This window comes from Streptomyces sp. NPDC107500 (assembly GCF_055582785.1).
In genome coordinates, this window is sequence record NZ_JBVJPF010000003.1 from 720800 (window position 1) to 738449 (window position 17650).

Consider the following 17650-nt stretch of genomic DNA (forward strand, 5'->3'; position numbering starts at 1 on the left):
TTACAAGGGACGGACCCGCAACGCCCTCAAGGGGCGCGGGGAACTGCGCGACAAGCCACGACGAACCCGCAGCCGAAATCGCACAGCCCCCGGCAGACGCTTAGGCGTCCTTCGACTCCTCGGCGGGAGCCTCGGCAGCCTCGTCGCCCTTGGTCGTGTCGACCTTGGTCTCGGCAACGTCGGCGTCCTTGGCGGCACGCTTGGTGGCGGCCTCGGCCTCACCGGTCGCCTGCTGCGCCACGGTCAGCGCCTCGACCAGCTCGATGACGGCCATGGGCGCGTTGTCGCCACGGCGGTTACCGATCTTGGTGATGCGCGTGTAACCACCGGGGCGGTTCTCGTAGCGCGGGCCGATCTCGGTGAAGAGCGTGTGGACGACGCTCTTGTCCGTGATCACCTGGAGCACCTGACGGCGGTTGTGAAGGTCGCCCTTCTTCGCCTTGGTGACCAGACGCTCGGCGTACGGGCGCAGGCGGCGGGCCTTCGCCTCGGTGGTCGTGATCTTGCCGTGCTCGAAGAGCGACTTCGCGAGGTTCGCGAGGAGCAGCTTCTCGTGCGCGGCGCTGCCGCCCAGACGGGCACCCTTGGCGGGCTTCGGCATGGTGTTTCTCCTAGGTGTCTGCCCCGGCCGTATCAGGTACCGAGGTCAGTATCCGAGCAGGCGGTCGCCTGTCGGAGATCCGGGCATAGGTCCCGACGGGACCGTGCCCGGAAGGGGCGCGGGGAACTGCGCGATCAAGCACAGCGCACCCGCACCCGAGTACGAACCGGAAGGCCCGAGCTCTTAGTACTGCTCGGTCTCCACGAACCCGGCGTCCGCGTCGTCGTCGGCGCCGAAGGCGTCCGCGGCGGCGGTCGGGTCGAATCCGGGAGGCGAGTCCTTCAGCGCAAGCCCCATACCCGCGAGCTTGGCCTTGACCTCGTCGATGGACTTCGCACCGAAGTTGCGGATGTCCAGCAGGTCGGCCTCGGAGCGGGCGACGAGCTCACCCACGGAGTGGATGCCCTCGCGCTTGAGGCAGTTGTACGACCGAACGGTGAGCTCCAGCTCCTCGATCGGCAGCGCCAGATCGGCGGCGAGCGCGGCGTCCGTCGGGGACGGACCCATGTCGATGCCCTCGGCGTCGATGTTCAGCTCGCGGGCGAGACCGAACAGCTCGACCAGGGTCTTGCCGGCCGACGCCATGGCGTCGCGCGGACGCATGGCCTGCTTGGTCTCGACGTCGACGATCAGCTTGTCGAAGTCGGTCCGCTGCTCGACACGCGTGGCCTCGACCTTGTACGTGACCTTGAGAACCGGCGAGTAGATCGAGTCGACCGGGATGCGCCCGATCTCCTGACCGACCTGCTTGTTCTGCACGGCGGAGACGTAGCCGCGACCGCGCTCGACGGTCAGCTCCATCTCCAGCTTGCCCTTGCCGTTGAGCGTGGCGAGGACGAGGTCGGGGTTGTGCACCTCGACACCGGCCGGGGGCGCGATGTCGGCGGCGGTGACCAGACCCGGGCCCTGCTTGCGCAGGTACATCACGACGGGCTCGTCGTGCTCGGACGACACGACCAGCTGCTTGATGTTGAGGATCAGGTCGGTGACGTCCTCCTTGACGCCCGGCACGGTGGTGAACTCGTGCAGGACACCGTCGATCCGGATGCTGGTGACAGCAGCGCCGGGGATCGAGGAGAGGAGCGTACGACGCAGGGAGTTGCCGAGGGTGTAGCCGAAGCCCGGCTCCAGCGGCTCGATGACGAACCGGGAGCGGAACTCGTCGACGACCTCTTCGGTCAACGAGGGACGCTGAGCGATCAGCATGTGGTGATCCTTCAGTCAGGGGCGCCCGCTATTTGACGCCCGACCAGTACTGCAAGGGTACGGGCGATACGACCCGAAGGAGCCGTACCGCCCGGAAACCCTGGTGAAGCGGGTGAAGCGACGTCGCGGTGAAGCGAGATCAGACGCGACGGCGCTTCGGGGGACGGCAGCCGTTGTGCGGGGTGGGCGTGACGTCCTGGATCGAGCCGACCTCGAGGCCGGTCGCCTGGAGGGAGCGGATGGCGGTCTCACGACCGGAACCCGGGCCCTTGACGAACACGTCGACCTTGCGCATGCCGTGCTCCTGGGCGCGGCGGGCAGCCGACTCGGCGGCCATCTGCGCGGCGAACGGCGTGGACTTCCGGGAGCCCTTGAAGCCGACGTGGCCGGCGGAGGCCCAGGAGATCACGTTGCCGGTCGGGTCCGTGATGGACACGATCGTGTTGTTGAACGTGCTCTTGATGTGCGCGTGGCCGTGAGCGACGTTCTTCTTTTCCTTGCGGCGCACCTTCTTGGTCGCGCCCTGACGTCCCTTGGGGGGCATGTCGTTCTCCTACGGGAGGTGGTCGGTCCTACAGCGAAGACCGCTGGACGGCGAAGTCCGCTGCGGACTACTTCTTGCCCGGCTTCTTCTTGCCGGCGATGGCGCGACGCGGGCCCTTGCGGGTGCGGGCGTTCGTGCTGGTGCGCTGACCGCGGACGGGCAGGCCACGACGGTGACGCAGACCCTGGTAGGTACCGATCTCGACCTTGCGGCGGATGTCGGCCTGGACCTCGCGGCGGAGGTCACCCTCGGTCTTGATGTTGTTGTCGACGTACTCGCGGATCGCGACGAGCTGCTCCTCGGAGAGGTCCCGAACACGGGTGTTCGGGTCCACGCCGGTGGCGGCGAGCGTCTGCTGCGAGAGGGTCCGGCCAATGCCGAACACGTAGGTGAGGGCGATCTCGACGCGCTTTTCGCGCGGGATGTCAACACCGGAAACGCGTGCCATTCAATGGCTCCAGTTGATTGTCGGAGGTCTTCCACAGAACCGGTCCCCGGCCGCCGTATGAGGTACGAATCGGGTCCCCGGCCTCCGAACCGGGGGTGTCGGACGCCTGGGCGCCCGGGTTCTGCGTATGAACATGTTCAGCTCGCGTCGCGCGAAGTCCTGCGAATCGCGGAGGGACGGTCGTGCGTCAGCCCTGGCGCTGCTTGTGGCGCGGGTTGTCGCAGATGACCATGACCCGACCGTGACGGCGGATCACCCTGCACTTGTCGCAGATCTTCTTGACGCTCGGCTTGACCTTCATGGGTGTGAGGTTCTCCGGGTCAGTTGCCGGCGGTCCCTGGGCCTGACGGCCTGGGACGTGGGCAAGATCTACTTGTACCGGTAGACGATCCGGCCACGCGTCAGGTCGTACGGAGACAGCTCCACCACGACCCGGTCGTCAGGGAGGATGCGGATGTAGTGCATGCGCATCTTGCCGCTGATGTGTGCCAGGACCTGGTGGCCGTTCTGGAGCTCGACCTTGAACATGGCGTTCGGAAGAGACTCGACGACAGTGCCCTCGATCTCGATGGCACCTTGCTTCTTGGCCACGCTTCGCCCTTCGAATCGACTACCTTGATCGACTCCTGCGCACCGAATACGAGCGCATGCAGACATGCGGGTGCACGAGAGCCGACGAGTCAGTCTACGTCAGCAGCCCCGGAAAGGCGAAACGGGGAAGTCTGCCCCGGATGCGAGATCGTTATGCAAGGGGGTCCGGCGCGGCCGTGACGCCCAGCTCCGCCAGCTTCGCCCTGCCGCCATCGGGAGATGTCAGGACCAAGGGCCCCTGGTCCGTGAGGGCGACCGAGTGCTCCCAGTGGGAGGACCAGGTGCCGTCCGTCGTGATGACCGTCCAGTCGTCCGACAGGACCTCCGTGCGGGGGGTGCCGAGGGAGACCATCGGCTCGATGGCGAGGCAGAAGCCGGGGACCAGTTTCGGGCCCTTGCCGCGCCGGCGGTCGACGTAGTTCAGCAGGTGCGGGTCCATGTGCATCTCGGTGCCGATGCCGTGGCCGCCGTAGTCCTCGATGATCCCGTACTTGCCGCCACCGGGCTTCGGCTGGCGGCGGATGTACGTCTCGATGGCCCGGGAGACGTCCACGAGCCGGTTGCCCTGCTTCATGGCCGCGATGCCCGCCCACATCGACTCCTCGGTCACCCGGGACAGCTCGACCAGCTCCGGGGAGTGACCGGAGCCGACGAAGGCCGTGTAGGCCGCGTCGCCGTGCCAGCCGTCGATGATCGCGCCGCAGTCGATGGAGATGACGTCGCCGTCCTTGAGGACCACGTCGTCGGAGGGGATGCCGTGGACGACGACCTCGTTCACGGACGTGCAGATGGTCGCGGGGAAGCCGCCGTACCCGAGGAAGTTCGGCTTGGCGTCGTGCTCCGCGAGCACCTTGCGGGCGACCTGGTCCAGGTCCTTGGTCGTGGCGCCGGGCACGGCGGCCTCGCGGGTGGCCGCGTGGATGGCGGCTACGACCAGCCCCGCCTCACGCATCTTGGCGATCTGCTCGGGGCTCTTGATCTGCACCATGGGGACTGCGGCCTTTCTGGACCGGAGGGGAACGGGACGCTTCCAACGATACGGGGGTGGACCGGCCCCACCCCACCTCACAGCTCAGCCGCGGCCCCCAGGGCTGGGGACCGCGGCTGAGCCGAGGCTGAGAACTACTGGTCGCGCTTGAGCGCCTCCAGCGCACGGCCGGTGACCTCGTCCACGGGGCCGGTCGCCGCGATGGTGACGACCAGGCCCTGCGCCTTGTAGTAGTCGATGATCGGCTCGGTCTGCGTGTGGTAGACCTCCAGCCGCTTGCGGACCGTCTCCTCGGAGTCGTCGTCCCGCTGGTACAGCTCGCCGCCGCAGACGTCGCAGACGCCTTCCTTCTTCGGCGGCGTGTACGTCACGTGGAAGACGTGCGCCGAGTTGTTCCGGCAGACCCGCCGGCCGGCGATCCGCTTCACGACCTCGGCCTCGGGGGCCTCCAGGTCGAGCACGGCGTCGAGCTTCATGTCCTCGGTCTCGAGCAGCTCGTCCAGCGCCTCGGCCTGAGAGACGTTGCGCGGGAAGCCGTCCAGCAGGAAGCCGCCCTCGGCGTCCGGCTGCTCCATGCGGTCCTTCGCCATGGCGATGGTGACCTCGTCCGGCACGAGATTGCCGGCGTCCATGTACGACTTGGCGAGCTTGCCCAGTTCGGTCTGCTGGCTGATGTTCGCGCGGAACAGGTCGCCCGTGGAGATGTGCGGGATGTGCAGCGTCTCGGCAAGGCGGGTTGCCTGCGTACCCTTTCCGGCGCCAGGAGGCCCGACGAGGACGATTCGCATCAGCGGAGGAACCCTTCGTAATTGCGCTGCTGGAGCTGGCTCTCGATCTGCTTCACCGTCTCGAGACCGACACCCACGATGATCAGGATGCTGGTACCGCCGAACGGGAAGTTCTGGCTTGCCCCGAAACCAGCCAACGCCATTGTCGGGACGAGAGCGATCAGGCCCAAGTACAGCGAACCCGGCCAGGTGATCCGGTTGAGTACGTAGCTCAGATACTCAGCGGTCGGTCGGCCAGCCCGGATGCCCGGGATGAAGCCACCATACTTCTTCATGTTGTCCGCGACTTCCTCGGGGTTGAACGAGATGGCCACGTAGAAGAAGGCGAAGAAGACGATCAGGAAGAAGTACAGGACGATGTGCGGCACCGCGGCGGGATCGGCGAGGTTCTTCTGGATCCAGGTGGCCCAGCCGGCCGTGGAGCCGGAGAACTGAACGATCAGCGCCGGGATGTACAGCAGCGACGAGGCGAAGATGACGGGGATGATGCCCGCCTGGTTCACCTTGAGCGGGATGTACGTCGACGTACCGCCGTAGGAACGGCGGCCGATCATGCGCTTCGCGTACTGCACCGGGATGCGGCGCTGGGCCTGCTCCACGAAGACCACGAGGCCGATCATGACCAGGCCGACCGCGACGACGGTGCCGAACTCGATCCAGCCGTCGGCCAGGTCGCCCTGCTTCTTGATGGCCCACAGGGCGGACGGGAAGGTGGCGGCGATCGAGATGAACATCAGGATCGACATGCCGTTGCCGATGCCGCGGTCGGTGATCAGCTCGCCGAGCCACATGACGACGGCCGTACCGGCGGTCATGCAGATCACCATGACGACCGTGGTGAAGATCGCCTGGTCGGGGACGATCTGACCGGCGACGGTGCAGCCGGAGAAGAGGGCGCCGCTGCGGGCGGTGGCCACCAGGCCGGTGCCCTGAAGGATGGCGAGCGCGATGGTCAGGTAACGGGTGTACTGCGTGATCTTCGCCGTACCGGCCTGGCCCTCCTTCTTGAGGGCTTCCAGGCGCGGGATCACCACGGTCAGCAGCTGCAGAATGATGCTCGCCGTGATGTACGGCATGATGCCGAGCGCGAAGACCGTGATCTGCAGCAGGGCGCCACCGCTGAACATGTTGACCAGGCCGAAGATGCCCTGGCTGCCGGACGCCTGGTCCACGCACTCCTGGACGTTCTTGTAGTCGACGCCTGGAATGGGAATGTGGGTACCGAGCCGGTAGACCACGATGATGCCGAGCGTGAAGAGCAGCTTCTTGCGCAGGTCGGGCGTCTTGAACGCCCGGGCGAACGCGGTGAGCACGGTGCCTCCTGCGACCCCCGCGCTACTGCGTCAAGGGTGACGGTCTTGAGGTTCGACTGACGACTTAGTGAGTAACGGTCAACTGCCGCTCAGGGTGCCCCATGTGACGCACCCGTGAAAGAGGGCAGCGCAGGCCACCTTACCGGCGGGAGCACTTCCCTTGGAACGACCAACCGGGGATACCCCTTTTGTGGGGTATCCCCGGTGGGATCGCTCAAGTCATCGAGACGCCTGAAGGGTTCAGACGAGCTCGGTGACGGTGCCGCCGGCGGCGGTGATCTTCTCCTTGGCGGAGCCGGAGACGGCGTCGACCGTCACCTGCAGCGCCACGGAGATCTCGCCCTGGCCGAGGACCTTGACGAGGCTGTTCTTGCGAACGGCACCCTTGGCCACCAGACCCTCGACGGTGACCTCGCCACCCTCGGGGTAGAGCGCGGCCAGCTTGTCGAGGTTCACGACCTGGAACTCGGTCTTGAACGGGTTCTTGAAGCCCTTCAGCTTCGGGAGACGCATGTGGAGGGGCATCTGGCCACCCTCGAAGCGCTCCGGAACCTGGTAACGGGCCTTCGTGCCCTTGGTACCACGACCAGCCGTCTTACCCTTCGACGCCTCACCACGACCCACACGGGTCTTGGCGGTCTTGGCGCCCGGGGCAGGACGGAGGTTGTGGATCTTGAGCGGGTTCTGCTCCGCCATGATCAGTCGACCTCCTCGACCGACACGAGGTGGCGGACGGTGTGCACCATGCCGCGGAACTCGGGGCGGTCCTCCTTGACGACCTGCGTGTTGATCCCCTTGAGACCAAGGGAACGCAGGGTGTCACGGTGGTTCTGCTTGCTGCCGATGTAGGACTTGACCTGCGTAATCTTGAGCTGCGCCATGATTACGCACCCGCCCCGGCACGCGCACGGAGAAGAGCCGCGGGGGCTACGTCCTCGAGCGGCAGACCGCGGCGGGCCGCGATCTCCTCGGGGCGCTGGAGACCCTTCAGGGCCTCCACGGTCGCGTGCACGATGTTGATCTGGTTGTCGGAGCCGAGCGACTTCGACAGCACGTCGTGGATACCGGCGCACTCGAGCACGGCGCGCACCGGACCACCGGCGATAACACCGGTACCCGGGGACGCGGGCTTGAGCAGCACGACGCCGGCAGCCTTCTCACCCTGGATGGGGTGCGGGATGGTGCCCTGGATGCGGGGGACCTTGAAGAAGTGCTTCTTGGCCTCCTCAACGCCCTTGGCGATGGCGGCCGGCACCTCCTTGGCCTTGCCGTATCCGACACCCACGGTGCCGTCACCGTCGCCCACCACGACCAGCGCGGTGAAGCTGAAGCGACGACCACCCTTCACAACCTTGGCGACACGGTTGATCGCGACGACGCGCTCAACGTAAGCGGTCTTCTCGGCGGCAGCTGCGCCGCCGTCACGGCCCTTCCGGTCCCGCCGCTCGCCGCCACCGGCACCGCCACCGCGGCGCTGGGGTCCAGCCATTGGAATTACCTCTCTCTGTTTCCGCTAGCGATACGGAACCGGCTCAGAACTTCAGTCCGGCTTCGCGGGCGGCGTCGGCCAGAGCGGCGATGCGCCCGGCGTACTGGTTACCACCACGGTCGAACACGACGGCCTCGACACCCGCGGCCTTGGCGCGCTCGGCAACCAGGGCGCCGACCTGCTTGGCCTGCGCGGACTTGTCGGCCTCGCCACCACGGATCGAGGTGTCCAGGGTCGACGCCGAGGCCACGGTGTGGCCCTTGATGTCGTCGATGACCTGGGCCACGATGTGGCGGTTGGAGCGAGTAACGACCAGACGCGGACGCTCCGCCGTACCCGAGAGATTCTTGCGAATCCGGATGTGACGGCGCTTGATCGCGGCGCGCTTGTAGGCGTCGCCCTTGAGGATCTTCTGCCCGTATGCCATGGCTTACTTACCCGCCTTTCCGACCTTGCGGCGGATGACTTCGCCCTCGTACTTGACGCCCTTGGCCTTGTACGGGTCGGGCTTGCGCAGCTTGCGGATGTTGGCCGCAACCTCGCCGACCTTCTGCTTGTCGATGCCCTCGACCGAGAAACGGGTCGGGGACTCCACCTTGAAGGTGATGCCCTCGGGGGCCTCGACCAGGATCGGGTGGCTGTAGCCGAGGGAGAACTCCAGGTTCGAACCCTTGGCGAGCACGCGGTAACCGACACCGCTGATCTCGAGCTTCTTCACGTAACCCTGGGTCACGCCGGTGATCATGTTCGCCACCAGCGTGCGGGACAGGCCGTGCAGGGCCTTGCTCTGACGCTCTTCGTTGGGGCGGGTGACGTTCAGAACGCCGTCCTCACCCTTGGCGATGTCGATCGGTGCCACGACGGTGTGAGTCAGCGAACCCTTGGGGCCCTTGACCGAGACCGTACGGCCGTCGATGGTGACGTCCACGCCGGCGGGAACCGCGATGGGGAGCTTGCCGATGCGCGACATAGCTGTTTCCTCCGTTCCCTTCCGCTACCAGACGTAGGCGAGGACTTCCCCACCCACGCCCTTCTTGCCGGCCTGCTTGTCGGTGAGGAGCCCGTGCGACGTGGAGATGATCGCCACGCCGAGGCCGCCCAGCACCTTCGGCAGGTTGGTGGACTTCGCGTACACCCGGAGACCGGGCTTGGAGATCCGCTTGATGCCCGCGATGGAGCGCTCACGGTTCGGGCCGAACTTCAGCTCGAGGACGAGGTTCTTGCCGACCTCGGCGTCCTCGGTCTTCCAGCCCGTGATGAAGCCCTCCTGCTGGAGGATCTCCGCGATGTGAGACTTGATCTTGGACGCCGGCATCGACACGGAGTCGTGGTACGCCGAGTTCGCGTTCCGCAGACGCGTAAGCATGTCTGCGATCGGATCAGTCATGGTCATGAATTGGCCTTCGGCCTCTCTCGCCGGGGTTTCCTGGTGCGCCATCCCTCTCCCCGATCCGAGACGGGACGGGTGCGGCGCGGTGGACCTACGGCGTAGTAAGTCGTACGGGCGTGACAGACGCCCAACCCCACAAGCCTAAGGCATGGAGGGCTGGGCCTCTGCCGACCCAGATGCTTACCGAGAGCCTGAGTAACCCGGGATTACCGGACTACCAGGAGCTCTTGGTCACGCCCGGCAGCTCGCCACGGTGAGCCATCTCACGAAGGCACACGCGGCACAGGCCGAACTTGCGGTACACGGAGTGGGGACGGCCGCAGCGCTGGCAGCGCGTGTAGCCACGCACGCCGAACTTGGGCTTGCGAGCAGCCTTCGCGATGAGAGCCTTCTTCGCCATCTCGCTCACGCCTCCTTGAAGGGGAAGCCGAGGTGACGAAGGAGCGCGCGGCCCTCAGCGTCGTTGGTCGCCGTGGTCACCACGGTGATGTCCATACCCCGGACGCGGTCGATCTTGTCCTGGTCGATCTCGTGGAACATGACCTGCTCCGTGAGACCGAAGGTGTAGTTGCCACGGCCGTCGAACTGCTTGGGGGACAGACCACGGAAGTCGCGGATGCGCGGCAGCGCGAGCGACAGGGTGCGGTCCAGGAACTCCCACATGCGGTCGCCACGGAGCGTGACGTGGGCACCGATCGGCTGGCCCTCACGCAGCTTGAACTGCGCGATGGACTTGCGGGCCTTGGTGACGGCCGGCTTCTGACCGGTGATCGTGGTGAGGTCCTTGATGGCACCCTCGATCAGCTTGGAGTCGCGGGCGGCGTCGCCCACACCCATGTTGACCACGATCTTGACGAGGCCGGGGACCTGCATGACGTTCTCGTAGGAGAACTCCTCACGCAGCTTGCCCGAGATCTCCTCGCGGTACTTCGTCTTCAGACGCGGAGTGGTGGTGGTAGCCATCAGATGTCCTCACCCGTCCGCTTGGCAACGCGGATCTTGTTGCCCTCGTCGTCGAAGCGGTAACCGACGCGCGTGACGACCTTGTTGCCGTCCTTCTCCACGACCAGCTGGACGTTGGAGATGTGGATCGGGGCCTCGGTGGTCACGATGCCGCCGGCCTGCGAACCGCGAGCGGTCGGCCCGGCCTTGGTGTGCTTCTTGACCCGGTTGACACCCTCGACCAGGACGCGGTCCTCGCGGGGGAAGGCCGCGATGACCTTGCCCTGCTTGCCCTTGTCCTTACCGGTGATGACCTGGACCAGGTCGCCCTTCTTGATCTTCATGCTCACAGCACCTCCGGCGCGAGGGAGATGATCTTCATGAACTTCTTCTCGCGCAGCTCACGGCCCACCGGGCCGAAGATACGGGTGCCGCGAGGGTCGCCGTCGTTCTTCAGAATGACGGCGGCGTTCTCGTCGAAGCGGATGTACGAGCCGTCCGGACGGCGGCGCTCCTTGACGGTGCGAACGATGACGGCCTTGATGACGTCACCCTTCTTCACGTTGCCGCCGGGGATCGCGTCCTTGACGGTGGCGACGATGACGTCACCGATGCCCGCGTAGCGGCGACCGGAGCCACCGAGTACACGGATGCAAAGGATTTCCTTCGCACCAGTGTTGTCGGCGACGCGCAGTCGCGACTCCTGCTGGATCACGTCTATCTCCTGATTGTCTGCCGGTTCCCGGCAGGGGCCCCCTCACCAAGGAGGTGGAGCCCCTGCCGAGCCTGGCGGAACTGACCTGCGGGTTTGCCCGCAGGAATTACTTGGCCTTCTCGAGGACCTCGACGACGCGCCAGCGCTTCGTCGCGGACAGCGGCCGGGTCTCCATGAGGAGGACGCGGTCGCCGACACCCGCGGCGTTCTGCTCGTCGTGAGCCTTGAGCTTGCTGGTACGACGGATGACCTTGCCGTACAGCGCGTGGGTCACGCGGTCCTCGACGGCGACGACGACGGTCTTGTCCATCTTGTCGCTGACGACCAGACCCTGACGGGTCTTGCGGAAGCCGCGGGCGGCCTTCGTCTCTTCAGTCACGTTGCTCTCGCTCATCAGGCGCTCTCCACCGTCTCGATGCCCAGCTCGCGCTCACGCATCAGGGTGTAGATCCGCGCGATGTCCTTACGGACGGCCTTGAGCCGGCCGTGGTTCTCGAGCTGGCCCGTCGCCGCCTGGAAGCGGAGGTTGAACAGCTCTTCCTTGGCCTCGCGGAGCTTCGCCAGAAGCTCCTCGTTGCCCAGCTCGCGCAGCTCGGACGCCTTGGTACCGGCCGACATCACGCTTCACCTGCCTCGCGCTTGACGATCCGGCACTTCATCGGCAGCTTGTGGGCCGCACGGGTCAGCGCCTCACGGGCGATCTTCTCGTTGGGGTAGGACAGCTCGAACATGACCCGGCCCGGGTGCACGTTCGCGATCCACCACTCCGGGGAACCCTTACCGGAACCCATGCGGGTCTCGGCCGGCTTCTTCGTGAGCGGGCGGTCCGGGTAGATGTTGATCCAGACCTTGCCGCCACGCTTGATGTGGCGGGTCATCGCGATACGGGCCGCCTCGATCTGGCGGTTGGTCACGTACGCGGGCGTGAGGGCCTGGATGCCGTACTCGCCGAACGCAACCTGCGTACCGCCCTTGGCCATGCCGCGGCGCTTCGGGTGGTGCTGCTTGCGGTGCTTGACCCTACGGGGGATCAGCATTTCGGTCAGGCCTCCGTTCCGGTGCTCTCAGCCGGAGCGGCAGCGGCGGGCGCGTCGGCCTTGGGAGCCTCGGCGGCCGGAGCCGACTGCTGCTGCGGCTTGCGCCCACGACGCTCGCCACCGCGGCCACCGCGGGCCGGGCGGTCGCTGCCGCCACGGGCCGGACGGTTGCCGGCACGGGCGGCCGCGTTCTCGGCGCGGACCTCGGCGATGTTCTTGACGTCGCCCTTGTAGATCCAGACCTTCACACCGATGCGGCCGAAGGTCGTCTTGGCCTCGAAGAAGCCGTAGTCCACGTTCGCGCGGAGCGTGTGCAGGGGCACACGGCCCTCGCGGTAGAACTCCGAGCGGGACATCTCGGCGCCACCGAGGCGGCCACCGCACTGGATCTTGATGCCCTTGGCGCCGGCCTTCATCGTGCCCTGCATGCTCTTGCGCATGGCGCGACGGAAGGAGACGCGGGAGGACAGCTGCTCGGCGACGGCCTGGGCCACCAGCTGAGCGTCCGTCTCGGGGCTCTTGACCTCGAGGATGTTCAGCTGGACCTGCTTGCCGGTCAGCTTCTCCAGGTCACCGCGGATGCGGTCGGCCTCGGCGCCGCGGCGGCCGATGACGATGCCGGGACGGGCGGTGTGGATGTCCACACGCACGCGGTCACGGGTGCGCTCGATCTCCACCTTCGAGATGCCGGCGCGCTCCATGCCGGACGTCATCATCCGACGGATGGCGACGTCTTCCTTGACGTAGTCCTTGTACAGCTTGTCGGCGTACCAACGCGACTTGAAGTCGGTCGTGACACCGAGCCGGAACCCGTGCGGGTTTACCTTCTGGCCCATTACCGGGTTCCTTCCTTGCTGCTGACGACCACGGTGATGTGGCTGGTCCGCTTGCGGATCCGGTAGGCGCGACCCTGGGCGCGCGGCCGGAACCGCTTCAGGGTCGGGCCCTCGTCGACGTAGGCCTCGGAGATGAAGAGGCTGTCGGCGTCGGTGTGGTCGTAGTTGTGCGCGGCGTTGGCGATGGCGCTGTCCAGCACCTTGCCGACCGGCACGCTCGCGGCCTGCGGGGCGAAACGCAGGACCGCCTGAGCCTCCGTGGCATCCATGCCACGGATGAGGTCCACCACGCGGCGGGCCTTCATGGGCGTGACGCGGATGTACCGCGCCTGGGCCCTGGCTTCCATGGTTGTCCCTTCAGTGTTTGTCATGGTCATTCCACCCCGCTACTAGCGGCGCTTCGACTTCCGGTCGTCCTTGACGTGACCCCGGAAGGTGCGCGTCGGCGAGAACTCGCCGAGCTTGTGGCCGACCATGGACTCGGTGACAAACACCGGGATGTGGGTCTTGCCGTTGTGCACCGCGATCGTGTGGCCGAGCATCGCCGGGACGATCATCGAGCGACGGGACCAGGTCTTGATGACGTTCTTGGAACCGGCTTCGTTCTGCGTGTCCACCTTCTTGATCAGGTGGTCGTCGACGAAGGGTCCCTTCTTCAAGCTACGAGGCATCTCAACCCGTCCTTAGCGCTTCTTGTTCGTCTTGCGGCGGCGGACGATGTACTTGTTCGACGCCTTCTTGGGCGAACGAGTACGGCCTTCCTTCTTGCCCCAGGGGGACACCGGGTGGCGACCACCCGAGGTACGGCCTTCGCCACCACCGTGCGGGTGGTCCACCGGGTTCATGACCACACCACGCACGGTCGGGCGAACGCCCAGCCAGCGCTTACGGCCCGCCTTGCCCCAGTTGATGTTGCTCTGCTCGGCGTTGCCGACCTCGCCGACGGTGGCGCGGCAGCGCACGTCGACCAGGCGGATCTCTCCGGACGGCATGCGCAGGTGGGCCATCTGGCCCTCCTTCGCGAGCAGCTGCACGGAGGCACCGGCGGAACGGGCGAACTTGGCGCCGCCACCGGGACGGAGCTCGATCGCGTGGATCGTGGTACCGACCGGGATGTTGCGGAGCGCCAGGTTGTTGCCCGGCTTGATGTCGGCCCCGGGACCGTTCTCGACGCGGTCACCCTGCTGCAGGTTGCGCGGGGCGAGGATGTAGCGCTTCTCGCCGTCCGCGTAGTGCAGCAGCGCGATGCGCGCGGTGCGGTTGGGGTCGTACTCGATGTGCGCGACCTTCGCCGGCACGCCGTCCTTGTCGTGCCGACGGAAGTCGATCACTCGGTAGGCGCGCTTGTGTCCGCCACCCTGGTGGCGAACGGTCACACGACCGGCGTTGTTACGGCCGCCCTTGCTGTGCAGCGGGCGGACCAGCGACTTCTCCGGCGTGGACCGCGTGACCTCGACGAAGTCGGCGACGCTGGAGCCACGGCGGCCCGGCGTAGTCGGCTTGTACTTGCGGATTCCCATTTCTCAGTCCTCGTCCGATATCGGACGATCCGACCCGCTTACGCGGTCGGACCGCCGAAGATGTCGATACGGTCGCCCTCGGCAAGGGTCACGATCGCGCGCTTGCTGTCGGCACGCTTGCCGAAGCCCGTGCGGGTGCGCTTGCGCTTGCCCTGGCGGTTGATCGTGTTGACCCCGGTGACCTTGACCGAGAAGACCGCCTGGACGGCCTCCTTGATCTGGGTCTTGTTGGAGCCCGGCGCGACGATGAACGTGTACTTGTTCTCGTCGAGGAGCGCGTAGCTCTTCTCCGACACGACCGGCTTCAGCAGCACGTCACGGGGGTCCGTGAACGCCTTGCTGGCGGGGGTCACGACGGTGTTCTTGCCCTCGGCCTCGTGGCGACGCGCCTTGGCGACGCGCGCGGCCTTGGCGGCCTTGGCCGCCTTGGGGGCGATGCTCGGGTGACGCGTAGCCATCAGGCTTCGCTCCCTTCGGTGTCAGCAGCCTTGGGGCCGGACACGAAGGACTCGAAGGCGGCCTGGGTGAAGACCACGTCGTCCGAGACGAGAACGTCGTACGTGTTCAGCTGGCCCGGCTCCAGGATGTGGATCTGGGGCAGGTTGCGGGCGGACAGCCACGCGGCCTCGTCGGCGCGGTCGACGACCAGGAGCAGGTTCTTGCGCTCCGAGATCTTGCCGAACAGCGTCCGGGCGGCCTTCGTGGACGGGTTGTCGCCCTCGATGACGCCGGTGACGACGTGGATGCGGTTGTGGCGGGCCCGGTCGGTGAGGGCGTGGCGCAGGGCCGCGGCCTTCATCTTCTTCGGGGTCCGCTGCGAGTAGTCACGCGGCTGCGGGCCGTGGACGACGCCACCGCCGGCGAACTGCGGCGCACGGGTCGAACCCTGGCGGGCGCGGCCGGTGCCCTTCTGGCGGTACGGCTTCTTGCCGCCACCACGGACCTCGCCGCGACGCTTGGTCTTGTGCGTGCCCTGGCGGGCGGCGGCGTTCTGCGCGACGACGACCTGGTGGATCAGCGGGATGCTGATCTTCTCCACGCCGAAGATCTCCGCGGGGAGCTCGACGCTTCCGGTCTTCTCGCCGGCAGGCGAAAGGATGTCAACAGTGCTCATCGGTTACCTCAGGCCCCCTTGGCCGCGGTGCGGACCAGGACGAGGCCGCCGTTCGGACCGGGAATGGCGCCCTTGATGAGCAGCAGACCCTTCTCCGCGTCAACGGCGTGGACGGTCAGGTTCTGGGTGGTGACCCGCTCGTTGCCCATGCGGCCCGCCATGCGCATGCCCTTGAAGACACGGCCGGGGGTGGCACAGCCACCGATGGATCCGGGCATGCGGTGCACACGGTGGGCACCGTGCGACGCCTTGCCACCCTTGAAGTTGTGGCGCTTCATGACGCCGGCGAAGCCCTTGCCCTTGCTCTTCGCGGTGACGTCGACCTTCACGCCGGACTCGAAGGCCTCAGCGGTGATCTCCTGGCCGAGGGTGTAGTCGCTGGCACCAGCGGTACGGATCTCGACGAGGTGGCGACGGGGGGTGACGTCGGCCTTGGCGAAGTGGCCCTTGAGGGGCTTGTTCACCTTGCGCGGGTCGATCTCGCCGAAGGCGATCTGGACCGACTCGTAGCCGTCGACGTCGTTCGTACGGACCTGGGTGACGACGTTGGGGCCGGCCTTGACGACGGTGACCGGAACAACGCGGTTGTTCTCGTCCCACACCTGCGTCATGCCGAGCTTCTCGCCCAGGATGCCCTTGATCTGCTTGGTCATCTTCAGATCACCGCCCTCAGAGCTTGATCTCGATGTCGACACCGGCCGGGAGGTCGAGTCGCATCAGAGAGTCAACGGTCTTGGGGGTCGGGTCGAGGATGTCGATGAGGCGCTTGTGCGTGCGCATCTCGAAGTGCTCGCGCGAGTCCTTGTACTTGTGCGGCGACTTGATGACGCAGTACACGTTCTTCTCAGTGGGCAGCGGCACCGGGCCCGCGACCGACGCACCAGTGCGGGTCACCGTCTCGACGATCTTCTTCGCCGAGGAGTCGATGACCTCGTGGTCGTAGGCCTTGAGCCGGATGCGGATCTTCTGTCCCGCCATGGCTACTCAGTAGTCCTGTCTCTCGTAACGCTCTGGACCCGGCGGCCCTTGTGTCTCCACGCCCCGCCTCCGACCCACGCGGTCGGGCGTGTCGCACTCTCGCTGACACAGATGTCCCTTGTTCGAACATCCCTGCTCTGGGAGGTGCGGGCCCTTCCGGAACCGCGGACCGGGGGCGAGAAGCCCACCGGGTGCCTGGCCGGTACCCCGCTGACACTTCCCGGAAGATTCCCGTACGTCCGCCCCTGAACAGGGACGACGAGTACTGTGGGACTCGCTTCCGGTCCTCCCGGCGGGAGGCGCGCAGCATCGGCACTCGACCGAGCAACCCCGCTAGTCTGCCATACGGGGCGGGGGGCTGGCCAATCGAAGCGGATGACTGTACCCCGGGGGCGAGGGGGATCAAACCAGGCAGCCGCTTCAGCACGGCTGGCTTCGGAACGGGCCACCGCGACGGACACGGAATCCCACCGTATGGCCGGGATTCGACCTGGCCGCCGACGCCGCGCAGCAGCGACGGACGCTCCCTCTCCGGGCCGCCCCCCAACAGCACGCAGGCCACGCGCGGAGATGCGGCGGCCGCCGTTACGTTCACGCGTACGGGTTGGTCGAGAATTCAGGCCGCGTGTCAGGGAAGTCCGAGGGGAAGAAGGGGACTCTCAGCGATCCGTCCAACAAGGCGAGAATCGTCGCGGTCGAGCTCGCGGAACAGACGACGGCCCTGAGTTGCCCCGCCTGGATGATCACGGTTGGCCAACCCTCAGGTTCCCCTTTGGTGATCCACGCCAATATGTCGGCATTATCGGTTCCACCCCACTGTACGAGGTCATCCGGAGCAGCACGGTATTCACGCAGAACTTGATTCAGCTCGTGCAGTCCTTTGTTCCGAAAATTCGCACGCAACAGGCGCGTACGCTCGATGATGTCAAGTTGACCGTTCGGCGCTCCCTCCGCGAAAACCCACAAGAACTCGTCGAAGCATCCGGTGCCGTAAGTTGCGATCAGCTTCCTGTGACTGGCCGGTACAGAAGCAACGTCAGACTCGAATCCTGGATCTCTCGCGAGGCCGGAGTGAGGCGGAGGAGGGCACAGCACAGTCAGGCGACTCATCGCCTCCTCGAAGTTCACGTCTGCCACGTCCCGTTTCCTC

The 17650-nt window shown here is 66.4% G+C and carries 31 protein-coding genes; all 31 read right to left on the minus strand.

What is annotated here, in order from left to right; translation table 11 throughout:
• Positions 1-100: 100 nt before the first annotated feature.
• The 31 genes from rplQ to ACZ67M_RS15015 all read right to left on the minus strand — a co-directional run bounded on the left by rplQ (position 101) and on the right by ACZ67M_RS15015 (position 17637).
• The gene (rplQ, locus tag ACZ67M_RS14865) at positions 101-601 is read right to left on the minus strand and encodes a 50S ribosomal protein L17 (RefSeq protein ID WP_161327693.1); all 501 of its coding nucleotides are present in this window, start codon (positions 599-601) and stop codon (positions 101-103) included.
• Positions 602-784: 183 nt separating this feature from the next.
• Entirely contained in the window at positions 785-1807 is a 1023-nt protein-coding gene (locus ACZ67M_RS14870; protein WP_003966937.1) for a DNA-directed RNA polymerase subunit alpha, read from the minus strand.
• Between the two features lie 139 nt (positions 1808-1946).
• A complete protein-coding gene (gene rpsK, locus ACZ67M_RS14875; RefSeq protein ID WP_007443997.1) occupies positions 1947-2351 on the minus strand; it encodes a 30S ribosomal protein S11 in 405 nt (134 codons plus the stop codon).
• Between the two features lie 67 nt (positions 2352-2418).
• A complete protein-coding gene (gene rpsM, locus ACZ67M_RS14880; RefSeq protein ID WP_003974244.1) occupies positions 2419-2799 on the minus strand; it encodes a 30S ribosomal protein S13 in 381 nt (126 codons plus the stop codon).
• Positions 2800-2986: 187 nt separating this feature from the next.
• Positions 2987-3100 (minus strand): 50S ribosomal protein L36, encoded by a 114-nt coding sequence (gene rpmJ, locus ACZ67M_RS14885; protein WP_003974245.1) that lies wholly within the window; start codon positions 3098-3100, stop codon positions 2987-2989.
• A gap of 68 nt (positions 3101-3168) precedes the next feature.
• Complete coding sequence (gene infA / locus ACZ67M_RS14890; RefSeq protein ID WP_003948620.1) at positions 3169-3390, minus strand: translation initiation factor IF-1; 222 nt, start codon at positions 3388-3390, stop codon at positions 3169-3171.
• A gap of 151 nt (positions 3391-3541) precedes the next feature.
• Complete coding sequence (gene map / locus ACZ67M_RS14895; protein WP_392009929.1) at positions 3542-4378, minus strand: type I methionyl aminopeptidase; 837 nt, start codon at positions 4376-4378, stop codon at positions 3542-3544.
• A 134-nt stretch (positions 4379-4512) separates the two neighbouring features.
• Positions 4513-5166 (minus strand): adenylate kinase, encoded by a 654-nt coding sequence (locus ACZ67M_RS14900; RefSeq protein ID WP_125492624.1) that lies wholly within the window; start codon positions 5164-5166, stop codon positions 4513-4515.
• Positions 5166-6479, minus strand: coding sequence for a preprotein translocase subunit SecY (gene secY / locus ACZ67M_RS14905; RefSeq protein ID WP_122615763.1), 1314 nt, complete (start codon positions 6477-6479; stop codon positions 5166-5168). The genes ACZ67M_RS14900 and secY overlap by 1 nt, the downstream gene beginning before the upstream one ends.
• A gap of 240 nt (positions 6480-6719) precedes the next feature.
• The gene (gene rplO, locus ACZ67M_RS14910) at positions 6720-7175 is read right to left on the minus strand and encodes a 50S ribosomal protein L15 (protein ID WP_023547373.1); all 456 of its coding nucleotides are present in this window, start codon (positions 7173-7175) and stop codon (positions 6720-6722) included.
• Between the two features lie 2 nt (positions 7176-7177).
• Positions 7178-7360, minus strand: coding sequence for a 50S ribosomal protein L30 (gene rpmD / locus ACZ67M_RS14915; protein ID WP_006140898.1), 183 nt, complete (start codon positions 7358-7360; stop codon positions 7178-7180).
• Between the two features lie 2 nt (positions 7361-7362).
• The gene (gene rpsE, locus ACZ67M_RS14920; protein ID WP_004927232.1) at positions 7363-7968 is read right to left on the minus strand and encodes a 30S ribosomal protein S5; all 606 of its coding nucleotides are present in this window, start codon (positions 7966-7968) and stop codon (positions 7363-7365) included.
• Positions 7969-8011: 43 nt separating this feature from the next.
• Positions 8012-8395: a 50S ribosomal protein L18 gene (rplR, locus tag ACZ67M_RS14925; RefSeq protein ID WP_064729360.1), complete on the minus strand. Its 384-nt coding sequence runs from the start codon at positions 8393-8395 to the stop codon at positions 8012-8014.
• A gap of 3 nt (positions 8396-8398) precedes the next feature.
• A complete protein-coding gene (gene rplF / locus ACZ67M_RS14930) occupies positions 8399-8938 on the minus strand; it encodes a 50S ribosomal protein L6 (RefSeq protein WP_055418362.1) in 540 nt (179 codons plus the stop codon).
• Positions 8939-8962: 24 nt separating this feature from the next.
• Complete coding sequence (gene rpsH, locus ACZ67M_RS14935) at positions 8963-9361, minus strand: 30S ribosomal protein S8 (RefSeq protein ID WP_064729359.1); 399 nt, start codon at positions 9359-9361, stop codon at positions 8963-8965.
• 211 nt (positions 9362-9572) lie between these two features.
• On the minus strand, positions 9573-9758 hold the full coding sequence (locus ACZ67M_RS14940) for a type Z 30S ribosomal protein S14 (RefSeq protein WP_003948630.1): 186 nt from the start codon (positions 9756-9758) through the stop codon (positions 9573-9575).
• A gap of 5 nt (positions 9759-9763) precedes the next feature.
• A complete protein-coding gene (rplE, locus tag ACZ67M_RS14945) occupies positions 9764-10321 on the minus strand; it encodes a 50S ribosomal protein L5 (protein WP_122615762.1) in 558 nt (185 codons plus the stop codon).
• Positions 10321-10644 carry a 50S ribosomal protein L24 gene (rplX, locus tag ACZ67M_RS14950; protein WP_122615761.1) on the minus strand — a complete coding sequence of 108 codons (324 nt, stop codon included), beginning with the start codon at positions 10642-10644 and terminating at the stop codon, positions 10321-10323. The genes rplE and rplX overlap by 1 nt, the downstream gene beginning before the upstream one ends.
• Before the next feature lie 2 nt (positions 10645-10646).
• Positions 10647-11015, minus strand: a complete 369-nt coding sequence (gene rplN / locus ACZ67M_RS14955; protein WP_003992364.1) for a 50S ribosomal protein L14 — start codon at positions 11013-11015, stop codon at positions 10647-10649.
• Between the two features lie 106 nt (positions 11016-11121).
• The gene (gene rpsQ / locus ACZ67M_RS14960) at positions 11122-11409 is read right to left on the minus strand and encodes a 30S ribosomal protein S17 (protein ID WP_122615760.1); all 288 of its coding nucleotides are present in this window, start codon (positions 11407-11409) and stop codon (positions 11122-11124) included.
• Positions 11409-11633 carry a 50S ribosomal protein L29 gene (gene rpmC / locus ACZ67M_RS14965; protein WP_003974259.1) on the minus strand — a complete coding sequence of 75 codons (225 nt, stop codon included), beginning with the start codon at positions 11631-11633 and terminating at the stop codon, positions 11409-11411. The genes rpsQ and rpmC overlap by 1 nt, the downstream gene beginning before the upstream one ends.
• Positions 11633-12052: a 50S ribosomal protein L16 gene (gene rplP / locus ACZ67M_RS14970; protein ID WP_003974260.1), complete on the minus strand. Its 420-nt coding sequence runs from the start codon at positions 12050-12052 to the stop codon at positions 11633-11635. Before rplP ends, rpmC begins: the two co-directional genes overlap by 1 nt.
• Positions 12053-12057: 5 nt before the next feature.
• Entirely contained in the window at positions 12058-12888 is an 831-nt protein-coding gene (rpsC, locus tag ACZ67M_RS14975; protein WP_122615759.1) for a 30S ribosomal protein S3, read from the minus strand.
• Complete coding sequence (gene rplV, locus ACZ67M_RS14980; RefSeq protein ID WP_003974262.1) at positions 12888-13235, minus strand: 50S ribosomal protein L22; 348 nt, start codon at positions 13233-13235, stop codon at positions 12888-12890. Before rplV ends, rpsC begins: the two co-directional genes overlap by 1 nt.
• A 42-nt stretch (positions 13236-13277) precedes the next feature.
• Complete coding sequence (rpsS, locus tag ACZ67M_RS14985) at positions 13278-13559, minus strand: 30S ribosomal protein S19 (protein WP_055418366.1); 282 nt, start codon at positions 13557-13559, stop codon at positions 13278-13280.
• Between the two features lie 12 nt (positions 13560-13571).
• Entirely contained in the window at positions 13572-14408 is an 837-nt protein-coding gene (gene rplB / locus ACZ67M_RS14990; RefSeq protein ID WP_019329639.1) for a 50S ribosomal protein L2, read from the minus strand.
• 38 nt (positions 14409-14446) lie between these two features.
• Positions 14447-14866, minus strand: coding sequence for a 50S ribosomal protein L23 (gene rplW, locus ACZ67M_RS14995; protein ID WP_122615758.1), 420 nt, complete (start codon positions 14864-14866; stop codon positions 14447-14449).
• Complete coding sequence (gene rplD, locus ACZ67M_RS15000; RefSeq protein ID WP_122615757.1) at positions 14866-15522, minus strand: 50S ribosomal protein L4; 657 nt, start codon at positions 15520-15522, stop codon at positions 14866-14868. The genes rplW and rplD overlap by 1 nt, the downstream gene beginning before the upstream one ends.
• An 8-nt stretch (positions 15523-15530) precedes the next feature.
• Positions 15531-16175: a 50S ribosomal protein L3 gene (gene rplC / locus ACZ67M_RS15005; protein ID WP_064729355.1), complete on the minus strand. Its 645-nt coding sequence runs from the start codon at positions 16173-16175 to the stop codon at positions 15531-15533.
• Between the two features lie 16 nt (positions 16176-16191).
• Positions 16192-16500: a 30S ribosomal protein S10 gene (rpsJ, locus tag ACZ67M_RS15010; protein ID WP_003948644.1), complete on the minus strand. Its 309-nt coding sequence runs from the start codon at positions 16498-16500 to the stop codon at positions 16192-16194.
• 591 nt (positions 16501-17091) lie between these two features.
• Entirely contained in the window at positions 17092-17637 is a 546-nt protein-coding gene (locus ACZ67M_RS15015; RefSeq protein WP_469851110.1) for a hypothetical protein, read from the minus strand.
• Between the last annotated feature and the right edge of the window lie 13 nt (positions 17638-17650).

Coding starts and splice junctions, on each gene's coding strand:
- rplQ (WP_161327693.1), bottom strand. CDS start 601: ATGCCGAAGCCCGCCAAGGGTGCCCGTCTGGGCGGCAGCGCCGCGCAC.
- ACZ67M_RS14870 (WP_003966937.1), bottom strand. CDS start 1,807: ATGCTGATCGCTCAGCGTCCCTCGTTGACCGAAGAGGTCGTCGACGAG.
- rpsK (WP_007443997.1), bottom strand. CDS start 2,351: ATGCCCCCCAAGGGACGTCAGGGCGCGACCAAGAAGGTGCGCCGCAAG.
- rpsM (WP_003974244.1), bottom strand. CDS start 2,799: ATGGCACGCGTTTCCGGTGTTGACATCCCGCGCGAAAAGCGCGTCGAG.
- rpmJ (WP_003974245.1), bottom strand. CDS start 3,100: ATGAAGGTCAAGCCGAGCGTCAAGAAGATCTGCGACAAGTGCAGGGTG.
- map (WP_392009929.1), bottom strand. CDS start 4,378: ATGGTGCAGATCAAGAGCCCCGAGCAGATCGCCAAGATGCGTGAGGCG.
- ACZ67M_RS14900 (WP_125492624.1), bottom strand. CDS start 5,166: ATGCGAATCGTCCTCGTCGGGCCTCCTGGCGCCGGAAAGGGTACGCAG.
- rplO (WP_023547373.1), bottom strand. CDS start 7,175: ATGGCGGAGCAGAACCCGCTCAAGATCCACAACCTCCGTCCTGCCCCG.
- rpmD (WP_006140898.1), bottom strand. CDS start 7,360: ATGGCGCAGCTCAAGATTACGCAGGTCAAGTCCTACATCGGCAGCAAG.
- rpsE (WP_004927232.1), bottom strand. CDS start 7,968: ATGGCTGGACCCCAGCGCCGCGGTGGCGGTGCCGGTGGCGGCGAGCGG.
- rplR (WP_064729360.1), bottom strand. CDS start 8,395: ATGGCATACGGGCAGAAGATCCTCAAGGGCGACGCCTACAAGCGCGCC.
- rplF (WP_055418362.1), bottom strand. CDS start 8,938: ATGTCGCGCATCGGCAAGCTCCCCATCGCGGTTCCCGCCGGCGTGGAC.
- rpsH (WP_064729359.1), bottom strand. CDS start 9,361: ATGACCATGACTGATCCGATCGCAGACATGCTTACGCGTCTGCGGAAC.
- ACZ67M_RS14940 (WP_003948630.1), bottom strand. CDS start 9,758: ATGGCGAAGAAGGCTCTCATCGCGAAGGCTGCTCGCAAGCCCAAGTTC.
- rplE (WP_122615762.1), bottom strand. CDS start 10,321: ATGGCTACCACCACCACTCCGCGTCTGAAGACGAAGTACCGCGAGGAG.
- rplX (WP_122615761.1), bottom strand. CDS start 10,644: ATGAAGATCAAGAAGGGCGACCTGGTCCAGGTCATCACCGGTAAGGAC.
- rpsQ (WP_122615760.1), bottom strand. CDS start 11,409: ATGAGCGAGAGCAACGTGACTGAAGAGACGAAGGCCGCCCGCGGCTTC.
- rpmC (WP_003974259.1), bottom strand. CDS start 11,633: ATGTCGGCCGGTACCAAGGCGTCCGAGCTGCGCGAGCTGGGCAACGAG.
- rplP (WP_003974260.1), bottom strand. CDS start 12,052: ATGCTGATCCCCCGTAGGGTCAAGCACCGCAAGCAGCACCACCCGAAG.
- rpsC (WP_122615759.1), bottom strand. CDS start 12,888: ATGGGCCAGAAGGTAAACCCGCACGGGTTCCGGCTCGGTGTCACGACC.
- rplV (WP_003974262.1), bottom strand. CDS start 13,235: ATGGAAGCCAGGGCCCAGGCGCGGTACATCCGCGTCACGCCCATGAAG.
- rpsS (WP_055418366.1), bottom strand. CDS start 13,559: ATGCCTCGTAGCTTGAAGAAGGGACCCTTCGTCGACGACCACCTGATC.
- rplB (WP_019329639.1), bottom strand. CDS start 14,408: ATGGGAATCCGCAAGTACAAGCCGACTACGCCGGGCCGCCGTGGCTCC.
- rplW (WP_122615758.1), bottom strand. CDS start 14,866: ATGGCTACGCGTCACCCGAGCATCGCCCCCAAGGCGGCCAAGGCCGCC.
- rplD (WP_122615757.1), bottom strand. CDS start 15,522: ATGAGCACTGTTGACATCCTTTCGCCTGCCGGCGAGAAGACCGGAAGC.
- rplC (WP_064729355.1), bottom strand. CDS start 16,175: ATGACCAAGCAGATCAAGGGCATCCTGGGCGAGAAGCTCGGCATGACG.
- rpsJ (WP_003948644.1), bottom strand. CDS start 16,500: ATGGCGGGACAGAAGATCCGCATCCGGCTCAAGGCCTACGACCACGAG.